Raw genomic sequence first — 14,681 nt, 5'->3', positions numbered from 1 at the left:
GGCGCTGATGGAGTTCGAGGACGACGCCTTCGTGCTCGCCGCCCGCGCCCATGGCGAGTCCGGGGCTATCGTCGAGCTTCTGACCGAGACCCACGGCAAGCAGGCGGCCCACATCGCCGGCGGCGCCTCGCGCAAGATGAAGCCGTTCCTCCAGCCGGGCGCGGCGGTGATCGCCCGCTACCGGGCCCGCACGGAAGGCCAGCTCGGCTCCGCCCAGCTGGAGCCGGTGGGGGAGGGCCCCTCAGCCCTGTTCGACGATCCCCTGGCGCTGGCGGGCCTGTCCGCCGCCGCCGCCGTGGCCGCCGGCGCGTTGCCCGAGCGCGAGCCGCACCCCGGCGCCTACTACGCCTTCCAGGCCCTGGCTCAGGCGCTGATGATCCCGGAGATCTGGCCGGCCGTATTCGTCCGCTTCGAAGCGGGCCTTCTGCAGGAGTTGGGCTTCGGCCTCGACCTGTCCAAGTGCGCCGCCACCGGAGAGGTGGACGATCTCGCCTACGTCAGCCCGCGCACCGGCCGGGCCGTCTCCCGCGCGGCGGGCGAGCCCTACAAGGACCGCCTGTTGACCCTGCCGCCCTTCCTGCTCTCGTCCCAGACCGGCCTTGCGCCCGGCGACGTGGCCCAGGGTCTCGAGATCACCGGCCACTTCCTCGAGACCTTCATCTTCAATCCCCTGAACCGCCCCCTGCCGCCCGCCAGAGTCTGGCTCGTCGAACGCCTCCAGGACGCCGGCCGGCTCTAAGGGTTGGGGCGCTGGCTGAGGCCGACATCCGCCAGCTGCTTGTCGATCGCATGGATGATGGTCCAGTGCAGCCGGAGCGGCATGAAGCTCGGCAATTGCAGCACCAGAACACCGTCCCTGCGGACCCGGCCCACCCCGTAGATCCGTGGGTCGTGCTTCAGACGGATCAACAGATCCTGAGTGAAGGGGTCCATCTTGAGGTTGGCGACCGCGTCCCAGGGTATGCTCACGCTATTCCCAACCTTCAGACCTTCGCCCCGAACCTGAACGGGCGGGGGAGGGCGACGCCAGCGCAGTGCGTTCGAGACGAACAGCCATGCGCCTGCAGGAAGCATGATCACAAGAGCGACTAGGCCGCTCGATCCATCCGGCGTGTATCGCTGTTCAATGTGAACTAGCACAAGGGCGGCGGCGATCAGGCTAAAGCCAAATTGCGCCCAAAGGGCATAGCTGCTCGCAGGCAGGGACGGGATGGCAACCTCCGGCTGCCCTGGTTCAAGTTCGTCGGCGAGCCGCCGATAACGCAAGTTCGGTCCAGCTAGCGCCAGCAGCGGCGTCGTAAGGAACAGGCCAGCCAACGCGAGTTCGCGCGCCATTCCGCGGCCGAATATCAAGATCGCCAATGACAGCATCGACAGCCCGAGGAGGGCGATGCCGCCGACGAGCACCCTTCGTGTTTCTTTGTCGCTCACGGCAATGATCCCCCCGCTCCTCACTGAACGCCTAAGCTGACCCTCAAGCTCCACAATGGCGCGGGCGGTAAGAGCGCTGAACGTCATGTTCAATCCATCGATCGGCGTCGATCCGGCGCCGTGTCGCTCAAGCGAGAAGGGCTTTGCCGCCGCCTGCCGAGAGGCTAGTCGTCACAGCGACGCGAGCCCCTCCGAACGGCTATGAAGGGCGGTCCTAGCTCTGTGATTCCCTCATGAACGACATCGCACTTCCGCCTGACGGCGACCGCATCATCGATGAGCCGCTGGCCGAGGCGCTGTCGCGCCGCTACCTGGCCTATGCGCTCAGCGTCATCACCGACCGGGCCCTGCCGGACGTGCGCGATGGCCTCAAGCCCGTGCAGCGGCGCGTGCTCTACGCCATGCGCGAGATGCGGCTGAACCCCGAGAACGCGGCCCGCAAGTGCGCCAAGGTCGTGGGCGAGGTGATGGGCGGCTATCACCCGCACGGCGACCAGTCGATCTACGACACCCTGGTGCGCATGGCGCAGGACTTCGCCCAGCGCTATCCGCTGGTCGACGGCCAGGGCAACTTCGGCAACATCGACGGCGATAACCCGGCGGCCATGCGCTACACCGAAGCGCGCCTGACCGCCGCCGCCATGCTGCTGCTGGACGGCATCGAAGAGGACGCGGTCGACTTCAAGCCGACCTATGACGGCGCCGACGACGAGCCGGTCGTCTTGCCCACGGGTTTCCCGAACCTCCTGGCCAACGGCACCACCGGCATCGCCGTGGGCATGGCGACCTCCATCCCGCCGCACAACGCCGCCGAGCTGGTCGACGCCTGCCTCATGCTGCTGGAGGAGCCCGACGCCTCCACCGAAGCCCTGATGACCCACGTGAAGGGCCCCGACTTCCCGACCGGCGGCGTGATTATCGAGAGCCAGGCCTCGCTGCTCGACATGTACGAGACGGGCAAGGGCGGCGTTCGCACCCGCGCCTTCTGGGAAAAGGAAGAGACGGGGCGGGGCACCTACCAAATCGTCGTCACCCAGATCCCGTACTACGTGAAGAAGTCGGACCTGGTGGAGCAGCTGGCCGAGCTGATCGAGACCAAGAAGGCCCCGCTGCTCGGCGACGTGCGCGACGAGTCCGCCGAGGACATCCGCCTCGTGCTGGAGCCCAAGAGCCGCAACGTCGAGCCGGAAGTCCTGATGGAGAGCCTGTTCAAGCTCTCCGCCCTCGAGACCCGCTTCTCGGTGAACATCAACGTCCTGGACGCCAAGGGCACGCCCGGCGTCATGGGCCTGAAGGGCGTCCTCAAGGCTTTCCTCGATCACCGTAGAGAGGTGCTGATCCGCCGGGCCCGGCACCGTCTGGCCAAGATCGAGGCGCGCCTGCACATCCTCGACGGCCTGATGATCGCCTTCCTCAATCTGGACGAGGTGATCCGCATCGTCCGCTACGAGGACAAGCCGAAGGAAAAGCTGATCGAGACCTTCGCGCTGACGGAGATCCAGGCCGACGCCATCCTCAACACCCGCCTGCGCCAGCTGGCCCGGCTCGAGGAAATGGAACTCCGCCGCGAGCACGCCGAGCTGTCTGAAGAGCGCGACGGCATCGTCTCGATGCTGAACTCCGAGGCCAAGCAGTGGAAGCTTGTCGGCGCCGGCCTGCGCCACGTGCGCGAGCAGCTGGGTCCCGACACCGACCTCGGCCGTCGCCGCTCGATCTTCGCCGAAGCGCCCGCCATCGACGCCGACGCCGCCATCGAGGCCATGATCGTGCGCGAGCCGATCACCGTGATCCTGTCGGAGCGCGGCTGGATCCGCGCCGCCAAGGGCCGCGTGGAAGACCCGTCCGAGCTGAAGTTCAAGGAAGGCGACAAGCTCCAGTTCCTGGTGCCCGCCGAGACCACCGACAAGCTGCTGATCTTCGCCTCCGACGGCCGCTTCTTCACCCTGGGCTGCGACAAGCTCCCGGGCGGCCGCGGCCATGGCGAGCCGCTGCGCCTGATGATCGACCTCGACGACAAGGTCGGCCTGGTGGACGTCTTCGTCCACAAGCCGGGCTCCAAGCGCATCCTGGCGTCCAAGGAGGGCTACGGCTTCATCCTGCCGGAGGACGAGGCCATCGCTTTCCGCCGGGCGGGCAAGCAGGTGCTGAACGGCGCGGCCGCCGTCGCCCTGCCGCTGAACGGCGACCATCTCGCGGTGGTCGGCGACAACGGCAAGATCCTGGTCTTCCCGACCGACGAGCTGCCCGAGATGCCGCGCGGCAAGGGGGTCAAGCTGCAGGCCTACCGCGAAGGCGGTCTGCGCGACGCCCTGGTCTTCAAGGCCGAAGAGGGCGCCGCCTGGACCACCTCCGACGGGCGCACCCGCGCCTGGCCGGAATGGCGCGAGTGGGTCGGCCGCCGGGCCGGCGCGGGCAAGCTCGCCCCCAAGGGCTTCCCGACTTCCAAGCGTTTCCGTCCGAAGTAGGCGGCAGCTTCCGCTCGGACTTGAGCTCAGAACGGGCGGCGGCTCGTCGGGCTCTGCGAGGGGCGTTCGTCGGCTTCGCGCGGCAGGGGTTCCGGCCGCGATGCGGCGGGGCTGGTCGGCATGTCGGCCGAAACCGCAGGCTGAGCGGCCAACGCGAAGTCGGCGATCATCTGGTTGTACAGGTCCGCACGCTCCATCGGTCCGAGGTGGTTCACGCCCTGGATGACCTTCAGTTCGCCCTGGGGTGCGCTCTCGGCGATCGTCCGGTTGGCCTCGAGCTTGGTCACGATGTCCTTGTCCCCGCCGATCACCAGCAGGGGACGATTGAAGTTGCGAACAGCGCCGGTGGCGTCCCAATGCAGCATCGCCAGGTCGCCCGCCGCCTCGACCTTCGGCGGGTTCCGCGTCGACAGAAGCGTTACGTGCTCCAGCTGGCTGCGGGTCACGAACTTCCCGAAGCCAAAGCGGTGGGCCAAGTGCGACGAGCCGCTGAGGTAGCTCTGCCACTTCGACAGCCAGACCACCGGGTGCAGGAGTTTCGTGAGCCGCATGGCCGGCTCGATCAGCGGCTTCTGGAGCGCGCTCAGCAAGCCGCTGAGGACCATGGTGCGGATCGGGTTTGTGTGCGTCGTGTTCAGCAACACCACGCCCGCGATACGGCTGGCCAGTTCCGGGCGGTCGCGCAGCAGCGTTTGGATGGTCATGCCGCCGATGCTGTGGCCCACCAGAACGACGGGGCGGCGGCCAGAAAGCTCGATCAGCGTCGCAAGGTCCGCGGCGAAAGCCGGCAGGCTGACCTCTGCCGCCCGGCTCTTGCCCAGGCCGGGCAGGTCCCAAAGCGTCAGGCTGAACCGGTCGCCCAGATCCTGTTTCGCATAGGACCAGAAGGTGCTGTCCATGCCCCAGCCGTGGGTGAAGATGATCGGCGGGCCGTCCGCCCGTCCATGCCGCTCCACGTAGAGCTTGGCGCCGCTGGCTCCCGCGATCTCGTGCCCGCCTGAACGCTCAGGCTTGGTGCGGCGCTCGTCCTTGCGAGCGAGCAACGGCGCCATCAGCCAACGTCCTAGGAACGACCAGGCGAGCAGTCCAAGGCCTGTCCATAGGCGCCAATCGTCCCGAACTCGGACCAGGTCGCCGGTCGCGTCCCGCACAAGCGCGCCGTCTTGCCAGCTCCAGAGGAGGTAGGCGGCTGTGCCCAGGATCGCGAGCGACAGTAAGGTCGTGAAGAAACGAATGATCGATAGAAGGGTCATCTGAGCGCCTGCGGGTGAATCCCGCACAACAACTCCGCCCGTCTATCGACGTTCCGATATTGGTTTCAGCTCAAGTGGAGCTGCGGCTCAAAGTTGTGGTCTGAACGGCAAGTGGTCGATATCAATCAAATGCTGTAATCGCGCTTCGTTGCGGCAAGCTCTGCGCTCGGAACAACGGTCGATGAGCTCCAATGATCGGGTACCAACAGCTTCAAGGACTTGTCTATGAAAGCTCTCAATCTCATCACGCTGGCGCTTTTGATCGTCGGCGGCGTCAACTGGGGTCTGGTGGCCATGGGCGGTCACGAGATGGATCTGGTCGCCAACATTTTCGGAGGCGACGAAAGCGCCGGCGCGCGGGTGATCTACGCCCTCGTCGGTCTCTCGGCGCTCTGGCAGATCCTCCCTTGGTCTAAGGCGCTTCGCATGGGCGAGGACCATGCAGAGGCGGGCCACACCCACTCGCACGTGGCGCGGTAACCTGAGGATCGGCGCGGTCGGCCAACCACTCCGACCGCGCCACTTCCTGACGGCGTCTCAATGCTCGACAGCCCCCTGAGCGGGAGCCGCTTGCGACCTGCACTGTTGGAACCGCCATAGGCAGTGGGAGCTTCGGTTGTCTATTCCGACCCGGAGGCAAAATGGACCGTTCGCAAGCCCGTCGTCCCGTGGCCGTGATCACCGGCGCATCCAGCGGCGCCGGCCGCGCCACCGCCCGCCTGTTCGCCAAGGAAGGCTACGACCTGGTGCTGGCGGCCCGCGGCGCTGACGCCCTCCAGGCCGCCGCCACCGAGTGCGAGAGCGCCGGCGCCCGCGCCATAGCCCAGCCCACCGACGTTTCCGATCCGGCTCAGGTGGAGGCGCTCGCCGCCCGGGCTCTGGCCGAGTTCGGCGGCTTCGAGGTCTGGATCAACAACGCCGGCGTCATGCAGTTCGGCCGTATCGACCAGACCACGCCCGAGGCCCTGTCGCGGGTGATCAACGTCAACGTCGGCGGCGCGATGTTCGGCTCGCGCGCCGCCATCACCCACTTCCGCCAGCAGGGCAAGGGCGTGCTGATCAACATCAGCTCGGTGCTGGGCGTGGTGGGTCAGCCCTACGCCTCGTCTTACGTGGCCAGCAAGTTCGCCGTCCGGGGCCTGTCCGAAGCCCTGCGCCAGGAGCTGCACGATGCGCCTGGCGTGAAGGTCTGCACCGTGCTGCCGGCCGCCATCGACACCCCCATCTACCAGCGCGCCGCCAATGAGACGGGCCAGGCGGTGCGGCCGATCTGGCTGCTCTACCCTCCGCGGGCCGTGGCCCGCGCCTGCCTGCGCATGGCCCGCAATCCGCGGCGCGAAACCGTCGCCGGCCGCGCCTTCGGCCTGGCCACCCTGGCGGGCGCACGCCTGGCCCCTGGCCTGTCGGAAGCGTTCACGGGCCTGGCCAGCCGGCTGATGGAGTTCCCCGGCCGGGCCGCCGACACCAGCCCCGGAAATCTCTGGCGCCCGACCCAGACAAAGGACGACGGCCTGGAAGTCTCCGGCCAGTGGCGGCGCCACGACGCTCGGCGCCTGGGCAAGGCCGCGGGCCTGGCGGGCCTCGCGGTGGCCGGCGGCGCGCTGATCGCCGCCCGCACCCTGCGCGCCGGCTTGCGCCGCGCCGCGCCCCTGGCCCGCTGACCGCCCCTAGTTTAGCGACTGATAGAGCAGCGCCCGCAGCTTGCCGACGTCGTCCAGGTCCCCCGCCGGGATCAGCTGGATCATGTAGGCCACCGTCAGCCGCTCCTTGGGATCGACCCAGTAGTTGCTGTGGTAGGCGCCGCCCCAGCTGAACTCGCCCACCGACCCCGGCCGCCCGTTCTTGCCCAGGTCCGTCAGGATGCGGAAGCCCAGCCCAAAGCCCGTGCCATCGGGGTAGGGCGCGCTCACCAGGTGGTTCACCGTCATCAGCTCGACGCTCTTGCGGCTGAGGTAGCGCCGCCCGTCCAGCTCGCCGCCCCGCCGCATCATCTCGAGGAACCGGCTGTAGTCGGCCGCCGTCGACAGCAGGCCCGCACCGCCCGAGAACGCCACCCGCGGCCCGTTCAGGTAATGCCCCTGACCCACGTGACCGCCGCCCATCCGCTGGCCCGGATCGGCGGCGCGCTGCAGGCCCTGCGGCCCGGCCGAATAGACCACCGCCAGCCGGCTCGCCTTTTCCGGCGGCAGGTAGAACGAGGTGTCCTTCATCCCGAGCGGCCGGATCAGCCGCTCGTTCAGGAAGGCTTCCAGCGTCTGGCCGCTGATCTTCTCGACCACTACGCCCAGGATGTCGGTGTTGTAGCCATAGACGAACTGTTCGCCGGGCTGGGCGGCCATGGGCAGGGACGCCATCTTGGCCACCTGCGCGGCCACCGGCGTCGTCTGGTCGGCGAAGTACCAGCCGGTGATCCCCGCCTCGCGCCACGCCCCTTCGGCCGGCCCGCTGCCATAGGAGATCCCGGCGGTGTGGGTCAGCAGGTCGCGAATGGTGATCGGCCGCTTGGCCGGCACGACGTCGTAGCCGCCCGCCGGCCGCGCCACCGCGACCGTGGTCTTCGACCATTCCGGCAGGTGCTTGCCGAGCGGATCGTCCAGCAGCAGCCTGCCGTCCTCCATCAGCATCATGATCGCCACGCTGGTCAGCGCCTTGGTCTGGGAGGCGATGCGGAAAATAGTGTCCTGGCGCATCGGATCGCGCGCCTCGCGGTCGCGCCAGCCCACCGCCTGCAAGTAGACCGGCCGGCCGTCCTGGCGGATTTCCACCACCGCGCCGGCGATCCGCCCCTCGTCCACATAGGACTGCAGCATGGCGCCGACCTTGGCGATCCGCTGCGGGTCGACCTTCATGCCGGCCGGTGCCGCCACCGCGGACGGAACCGGCTGCGCCATCGGAGCCGTGGCCCAACCCGCCAGCGCCGCGGCCATCGCCGCGCCCCCGAACACCCGCGCCAGCTTCCACGTCATCGGCTCGTCTCCCCCATGATTTCCGCCACGTTGGAAACGCGTCGTGGAACGGTCAAGGCCGCGGGCCGGTGAACTTTTGGGGCATCAAAAGTGTTAACTCTTCCACGGGAGATAGAGAAATGCCGATCTACAAGGTGAAGGCGTTCGACGAGCAGGGCGATTTCACCTGCGGATGCACCATCCGCGCCGCCGACCTGCAAACCGCTCAGCAGAAGTTTGGCGCCCTGCCGTTCCGGGCTGCGTCTCGTGCCGAGCTATGGTTCGGGAACACCAGGCTGGCCGCCCGCAATCTCATGCAGGCCACACGCAGCGAGGTGCGTCAGCGCCAGCCGGTTCCGTTGGCCCGCTGACAGGCGTCCCGCGTCAGCGCCAGCACCGTCCGCCCGCCGCTGGAGGTGATCTCCAGCGCAAACAGCGTCAGCCCGCGCTCATCCTCGACAGTCACCTTCAACTCCCCGCGGTCGAAGAAGGCGGCGCCTTCATCCATCAACATCGCCCCTAAGGTCGATGCCGCTTCGGCCTTCGCGGCGCGGATGTCGGGCAGATCGGTGCCATCGACATCACGACCATCTTCGCCGTCGTCGATGTGGAAGAAATAGCGCGGCATCCGCCCAGAACACTGCCGGCCGCATCCGGGTTCGCACGTCGCTGGTATTTATGACGCCGTGGGGGCCTAGAATGGGCGGGCGGGCCGTCAGCCAAGTCCATCGCCCCGACCGCTCCACCTATTTCGCCAGAGCGCCCAGGGTCACCAGGCTCGCCGTCAGTTCTGCGCTCCGGAACGGCTTGGTCAGCCGGGCAAGGTCCGTCGGCAGGCCCTCGGCGTCGGCGTATCCGGAGACGATCAGGATCGGCAGATCCGGCCGGTCCGCGCGAAGGCGCCGCGCCAGCTCCGCTCCGTTGATCCCCGGCATCAGGTGATCGGTCACCAGCAGGTCCGGGACCAACCCGCCGGCGATCAGCGACAAGGCGTGCTCCCCAGAGTTCGCCTCCACCACCTGAAAGCCCAGTTGGACCAGCATGTCGGCCGTCGTGGTGCGGACCAGGTCTTCATCGTCCACCAGCAAGGCCGCGCCGACAGGCCCTTCGCTCGGCGCCGGCATTTCCGCCCGCCCGCCGTCTTCCGGCTGTGACTGGCTGACCGGCAGCCAGAGGCTCACGGTGGCGCCCTCTCCAGGGGCGCTGTCGATGGTCAGTTCCCCGCCCAGTTGGGCGGCCAGGCCATGCACCATGGAAAGTCCCAGGCCCGTGCCCTTGCCCACGCCCTTGGTGGAAAAGAACGGCTCCACCGCGCGGGCCCGAGTCTCCTCGTCCATGCCCGCTCCGGTGTCGGCGATAGACAACCGCACATAGCCGTGTGGTCCGCCGGCCGCGCGGGCGGAGGAGGGCGGCGCTCCGCGCTCGGCGGAGATGGTCAGCGTCCCGCCGTCCGGCATGGCGTCGCGCGCATTCACCGCCAGATTGAGGATCGCCATTTCCAGCTGGTTCGGGTCCGCTTCCGCCGGAGGCAGATCGTCCTGCACCTCCAGGCGCACATCCACGTTCGGGCCCGTGGTGGCGTCCACCAGCTCGGCCATGTTGGCCACCAGTTGCTTGAGGTCCACGGATGTGGCCTGCAAGGGCTGGCGCCGGGCGAAAGCCAGCAGGCGCTGCACCAGCGTTTTGGCCCGCTCGGCGGACTGCAGGGCCCCATCGATCAGCCGCCGGTCGCGCTCGGTGCCGAAATCGCGCCGCTGCAGCATGTCCAGTCCGCCGATGATCGGCATCAGCAGGTTGTTGAAGTCATGCGCCACGCCGCCGGTCAGCTGGCCCATGGCCTCCATCTTCTGGCTCTGGCGCAGGGCGTCCTGCGCAGCCACCAGTTCGGCCTCACGCGCCCGGGCGGCGCTGATGTCGCGCCCGACGGCGATGAAGTTCGCCCCATCCGGCTCCGGGGCGACGGTCCACTCGATCGGCTTGTACCCGCCGTCGCGAGTGGCGATCCGGTTTTCGAAGCGGGTCGGTTTCCCGGTGACCGACATCCGCTGGATGGCTTCCAGGGTCGGCGGCATGTCCTCGGGGTGCATGAACGTCGCATAGCCGCGCGACAGCAGCTCCGTCTCGCTCCAGCCCAGCACATCGGCCCAGGCCGGGCTGACCGCCGACATCATGCCGGTGTAGTCGGCCCGGGCGAGCATGTCCTGCGACAGGTTCCACAGCCGGTCCCGCTCCGCCGAGCGCTCCGCGACCTGCGTCGCCAGCGTCTCGTTGAGATCGCGCAGGCGGGCCTCCGCCTCCCTGCGGTCGTGGATGTCCACCGATGCGCCGAACCAGCGCGTGATCTCGCCCGTTGCGGGATCGCGATAGGGTTCTGCTCGGACGAGAAACCAGCGGTAATCGCCCGACTTGCTGCGGATCCGGTGCTCCACCAGGAAGGCGCCGCCGGTCCGCCGCGCCTCTTCGAAGGCGGCCATGGTGGCGGCGCCGTCGTCCGGGTGGACGTACTTCTCCGACGTCTCCGCGGCCGTGTCCGGGTGATAGATCGCGCCCGTGTAGGCGGACCACTGCTTGTTGAAGAACTCGACTCGTCCTTCACCGTCGGTGATCCACACGATCTGCGGGACAGCGTCGGCCATCAGCCGGAAACGTGCCTCGCTCTCCCGCAGGCGCTCCTCGGCTTGCTTCTGCTCGGTGATGTCGCGCCAGAACACCGCCAGCCAGCCGTCCTGTGTCGGATAGGCCCGCATGTCGAGCCACTGCGGGCGCCCGTCTTCCCAGACGTAGCGGTGTTCCAGAGACGCCGGCTTCTGCTCCGCCATGGCCGATTTCAGCAAACGGCCCAACTCGGAGTCTTCGCTGCCCGGGTAGACGTCCCAGTGCGAGCGCCCGATAACCTCATCGTTCGGCCGTCCTCGGCGCGCGGCTTCCGGATTCTGCTCCAGGATCGTGAAGTCCGGGGCGATCAGGGTGAACCCCTCCGCCATGCCGTCCAGGACGTGACGCAGTCGCTCTTCTCGCTCCCGCAACGCCGCTTCGGCCTCGCGGCGGCGGCGTTCTCCCACCACCTGTTCGGTGATCTCCAGGCAGGCGCAGAAGATCCCCCGCACCACGCCCGCGTCATCGCGCACCGGCGTATAGGAGAAGGCGAAGTGGGTCTCTTCGAGAAAGCCCTTCCTCAGCATCCACAGCTCGATGTCCGCCATGTGGACCGGCTCGCCGCCGTAGGCCTGATCGACAATCGGGAGCAGGTCGGAGCGGATTTCTTCCCAAACCTCCAGGAGGTCGCGCCCCAGCGCAGCGGGGTGCTTGGCGGCCAGGATCTCCGCATAGCCTTCATTGTAGAGAAGCGTCCGGTCTTCGCCCCACGCGATGAACATCGGCTGCGTGGACGTCAGCATCAGCGCTGCGAGCGTCTTCAAGGGCTGCGGCCAGGTGCTGATCGGTCCAAGAGGCGTGGAGGCCCAGTCATGCGCGCGGATCAACGCACCGACTTCACCGCCGCCAGCCAGCGGGTGACGCTCAAACTCTTGCGCCTGATCGCGAGCCAAAGCCTGACCTTTCGATCGTTCGAAGGGAGCCGTCTGTAGGACATCAGGCGGCCAGCGTCACCCAGGGTGCTGGTGCTTTATTCCCAATGAAAGACAAATCGTAAGCTGAGCCGGAAGCCCAAACGGCGTCGCGAATTCTTGACTCCGTCGGCGCGGTGTGTTCTCGTTTTGTTCGTGGATGGTGCGGCGGAAATGGCGGAACGGCACGGGCGTGTGCTGGCGGAGGTCGCGGACCTTTGTCTTACCGCCGCGCGCGAGGCCCATGCCCGCCTGCTGGAGACGCCGGAGCCGGACGCCTTCGCGGACCTGGCCTCGGCCCTGCACAAGCTGACACGTTCGGTGCGGCAAAGCGTGGCCTTGGAAGCCAAGCTGGTCCGGGACGCCGCGCGCGAGGCTCGCGCGGCCGAGGCCGCCGCTCGCGAGACGGCGGAGGTTGAGCGGGAGGCTGGCGTCGAGCGCCGCAAGGACTTGCTGAACCTGGCGGTGGAGCGGGCCATCTGGCGCGAAACCGACGGCCTGGACGCCGAACGCCGTCTCGACGTGCTGGGCGACGCTATCGAGCAGCTGTCGCTGTGCGATGACTTTCTCAGCCGGGACGCCAAGCAGCAGATTGCGGATCTTTGCCACGAACTCGGCGTCTGGGACGGTGAGGGCGCCCTGCCAGCGCATCTGGCCGACCGCGCCGACCGCATCGCGGCTGATCACGAGCGGCAGAAGCAGTCGGGCCTCTCCGACGAGGACTTCGTACGCAGCTTCGGCCTCTGGGGCTCGAACCTGCGCCGGCCGTCGTGGCGCGACAGCAGCTAAGCTCGCCTTCGCTTCGGCCCCGCCCGCAATGTCTTCAGCTTCAAACCGTGCTCGCCCTCAGGCGCCCTCGGGTTCGTACCCGAGGACGAACGCGCGCACCTTGGCCTCCGGCATCTCGCAGGGCTTGAGCAAGGCTCGCCCGCCGTCCAGCACATAAAGATTGCCGCTGATCCGGTCCGGACCGCCCAGCTCCTCGCCCCAGATCCACCAGCGCCGCCCGTCGTCCGAGCCTTTCACCGTCACCCCCCAGCGGCGGCCTTCGAACATCCCCTCGCAATAGCCGCGGGGCAGGGTGGCCAGACGTGCGGCGACGGGATCTTCGAGGCGGGTCATGGGCTCTTCAACGCGCCCTTTGGCGCATCGGCCCCGCGCCTTGACATCCACGGCCCCGCATGCGCCCTTCCGCCCCTCCAAATCAGCCGATTTCCTGAAGAGAATGCACGCTTACCGCTCGCACACCTGCGGCCAACTTCGCGCCGCCGACACTGGCCAGACCGTTCGCCTGTCGGGCTGGATCCATCGCAAGCGCGACCACGGCGGGCTGATCTTCATCGACCTGCGCGACCACTATGGCCTCACCCAGCTGGTGCTCAGCCCCGGCACCCCGGGCTTCGCGATCGTCGAGCACCTGCGCGCTGAAAGCGTCATCCGCGTGGATGGCGAGGTCGTGGCCCGCACGGCCGAGACCGTGAACCCGAACCTGCCCACCGGCGAGATCGAAGTGAAGGTCGCCACGGTGGACGTGCTGTCGGAAGCCGGCGAGCTGGCTCTGCCGGTCTTCGGCGAGCCCGAGTATCCGGAAGAGATCCGGCTCAAGAACCGCTTCTTGGACCTGCGCCGCGAGACGCTGCACCGGAACATCGTCCTGCGCTCCAAGGTCATCCAGTCGATCCGCAACCGCATGATCGGCCAGGGCTTCCTGGAGTACCAGACGCCGATCCTGACGGCGTCCTCCCCCGAAGGCGCCCGCGACTTCCTGGTGCCCTCGCGTCTGCACCCGTCCAAGTTCTACGCCCTTCCGCAGGCGCCCCAGCAGTTCAAGCAGCTGCTGATGGTCGCGGGCTTCGACCGCTACTTCCAGATCGCGCCCTGCTTCCGCGACGAGGATCTGCGCGCTGACCGCTCGCTCGAGTTCTACCAGCTCGACGTGGAGATGAGCTTCGTCACCCAGGAAGACGTGTTTGCGGCCATCGAGCCTGTCATGCACGGCGTCTTCGAGGAGTTCGGCGGCGGCAAGCCGGTCACGCCCTATCCGTTCCCGCGCATCCCCTATCGGGAAGCCATCTCCAAGTACGGCTCGGACAAGCCGGACCTGCGCAATCCGATCCAGATGCAGGACGTCTCCGACCACTTCCGCGGCGGCGGCTTCGGCCTGTTCGCCCGGATCCTGGAGAACGCCGCCAACGCCGTGTGGGCCATCCCGGCCCCGACCGGCGGCTCGCGCGCCTTCTGCGACCGCATGAACTCCTGGGCGCAGGGCGAGGGCCAACCCGGCCTCGGCTACATCTTCTGGAGCGAGGACCAGGGCGGCTGGGGCGGCCCGATCGCCAAGAACCTCGGCGCCGAGAAGACCGACGCCCTGATGGCCTCCATCGGTATGAAGCAGGGCGACGCCGCCTTCTTCGTCGCCGGCGATCCGAAGGTCTTCTACAAGTTCGCCGGTTCGGCCCGCACCAAGGTCGGCACGGACCTGAAGCTCGTGGACGAGAACCGCTTCGAGTTCGTCTGGATCGTCGACTTCCCGATGTTCGAGTGGAACGAGGACGAGAAGAAGGTCGACTTCTCCCACAACCCGTTCTCCATGCCGCAAGGCGAGCTCGAGGCCCTGAACACCAAGGACCCGCTCGACATCCTGGCCTACCAGTACGACATCGTCTGCAACGGCTATGAGCTGTGCTCGGGCGCCATCCGGAACCACCTGCCCGAGATCATGGTCCGCGCCTTCGAGATCGCCGGCTACGGTCCGGAAGTGGTGGAGGAGCAGTTCGGCGGCATGCTCAACGCCTTCCGCCATGGCGCCCCGCCGCACGGCGGCCTGGCGCCCGGCATCGACCGCATCGTCATGCTGCTGGCTGGCGAGACGGCCATCCGCGAGGTGATCGCCTTCCCGCTGAACCAGCAGGGCGAGGACCTTCTGATGAAGGCCCCTTCGGAAGTCTCCGAGAAGCAGCTCAAGGAGCTGCACATCCGCCTGGCGCCCCCGATCAAGGCCTAAGGGCCTCGGGGGCGACC

The 14,681-nt window shown here is 67.9% G+C and carries 13 protein-coding genes; 7 read left to right on the top strand and 6 right to left on the bottom strand.

Annotated features, from left to right (window positions below):
- Positions 1–7 precede the first annotated feature (7 nt).
- Positions 8–739, top strand: a complete 732-nt coding sequence (gene recO, locus DJ018_RS17330) for a DNA repair protein RecO (RefSeq protein WP_111516237.1) — start codon at positions 8–10, stop codon at positions 737–739.
- On the opposite strand, the gene DJ018_RS17325 is transcribed toward recO, so the two are convergent.
- Positions 736–1,431, bottom strand: a complete 696-nt coding sequence (locus tag DJ018_RS17325; protein ID WP_133254324.1) for a hypothetical protein — start codon at positions 1,429–1,431, stop codon at positions 736–738. The two genes, recO and DJ018_RS17325, sit on opposite strands and share 4 nt — an antisense overlap.
- Before the next feature lie 233 nt (positions 1,432–1,664).
- Between DJ018_RS17325 and parC the strand changes: the two genes are divergently transcribed.
- Positions 1,665–3,896, top strand: coding sequence for a DNA topoisomerase IV subunit A (parC, locus tag DJ018_RS17320; protein WP_111516235.1), 2,232 nt, complete (start codon positions 1,665–1,667; stop codon positions 3,894–3,896).
- A 26-nt stretch (positions 3,897–3,922) separates the two neighbouring features.
- Here parC and DJ018_RS17315 read toward each other — a convergent pair whose 3' ends face one another.
- Positions 3,923–5,149: an alpha/beta fold hydrolase gene (locus tag DJ018_RS17315; RefSeq protein ID WP_111516234.1), complete on the bottom strand. Its 1,227-nt coding sequence runs from the start codon at positions 5,147–5,149 to the stop codon at positions 3,923–3,925.
- A gap of 225 nt (positions 5,150–5,374) precedes the next feature.
- Between DJ018_RS17315 and DJ018_RS17310 the strand changes: the two genes are divergently transcribed.
- Together DJ018_RS17310 and DJ018_RS17305 are read left to right on the top strand one after the other, a co-directional pair.
- Positions 5,375–5,629, top strand: coding sequence for a DUF378 domain-containing protein (locus DJ018_RS17310; protein ID WP_111516233.1), 255 nt, complete (start codon positions 5,375–5,377; stop codon positions 5,627–5,629).
- A gap of 161 nt (positions 5,630–5,790) precedes the next feature.
- Positions 5,791–6,810, top strand: a complete 1,020-nt coding sequence (locus DJ018_RS17305; protein ID WP_111516232.1) for an SDR family oxidoreductase — start codon at positions 5,791–5,793, stop codon at positions 6,808–6,810.
- Positions 6,811–6,816: 6 nt separating this feature from the next.
- On the opposite strand, the gene DJ018_RS17300 is transcribed toward DJ018_RS17305, so the two are convergent.
- Entirely contained in the window at positions 6,817–8,115 is a 1,299-nt protein-coding gene (locus DJ018_RS17300; RefSeq protein ID WP_205853807.1) for a serine hydrolase domain-containing protein, read from the bottom strand.
- Positions 8,116–8,234: 119 nt separating this feature from the next.
- On the opposite strand from DJ018_RS17300, the gene DJ018_RS17295 reads away from it, so the two are divergent.
- Positions 8,235–8,465 (top strand): hypothetical protein, encoded by a 231-nt coding sequence (locus DJ018_RS17295; protein ID WP_111516231.1) that lies wholly within the window; start codon positions 8,235–8,237, stop codon positions 8,463–8,465.
- Here DJ018_RS17295 and DJ018_RS17290 read toward each other — a convergent pair.
- The gene (locus tag DJ018_RS17290) at positions 8,435–8,722 is read right to left on the bottom strand and encodes a DUF6894 family protein (protein ID WP_111516230.1); all 288 of its coding nucleotides are present in this window, start codon (positions 8,720–8,722) and stop codon (positions 8,435–8,437) included. The two genes, DJ018_RS17295 and DJ018_RS17290, sit on opposite strands and share 31 nt — an antisense overlap.
- Before the next feature lie 118 nt (positions 8,723–8,840).
- Positions 8,841–11,492 (bottom strand): PAS domain S-box protein, encoded by a 2,652-nt coding sequence (locus DJ018_RS17285; protein WP_205853806.1) that lies wholly within the window; start codon positions 11,490–11,492, stop codon positions 8,841–8,843.
- A 342-nt stretch (positions 11,493–11,834) separates the two neighbouring features.
- Here DJ018_RS17285 and DJ018_RS17280 point away from each other — a divergent pair, with 342 nt between their 5' ends.
- The gene (locus tag DJ018_RS17280; RefSeq protein WP_133254323.1) at positions 11,835–12,449 is read left to right on the top strand and encodes a hypothetical protein; all 615 of its coding nucleotides are present in this window, start codon (positions 11,835–11,837) and stop codon (positions 12,447–12,449) included.
- Between the two features lie 57 nt (positions 12,450–12,506).
- On the opposite strand, the gene DJ018_RS17275 is transcribed toward DJ018_RS17280, so the two are convergent.
- Complete coding sequence (locus DJ018_RS17275) at positions 12,507–12,782, bottom strand: hypothetical protein (RefSeq protein ID WP_111516228.1); 276 nt, start codon at positions 12,780–12,782, stop codon at positions 12,507–12,509.
- A gap of 94 nt (positions 12,783–12,876) precedes the next feature.
- Here DJ018_RS17275 and aspS point away from each other — a divergent pair, with 94 nt between their 5' ends.
- Positions 12,877–14,664 (top strand): aspartate--tRNA ligase, encoded by a 1,788-nt coding sequence (gene aspS, locus DJ018_RS17270; RefSeq protein WP_165842972.1) that lies wholly within the window; start codon positions 12,877–12,879, stop codon positions 14,662–14,664.
- Positions 14,665–14,681 lie beyond the last annotated feature (17 nt).

The sequence above is a fragment of the Phenylobacterium deserti genome (assembly GCF_003254705.1).
Classification (GTDB): Bacteria; Pseudomonadota; Alphaproteobacteria; order Caulobacterales; family Caulobacteraceae; genus Phenylobacterium; species Phenylobacterium deserti.
This window is presented reverse-complemented; position numbering and strand designations above follow the sequence as displayed.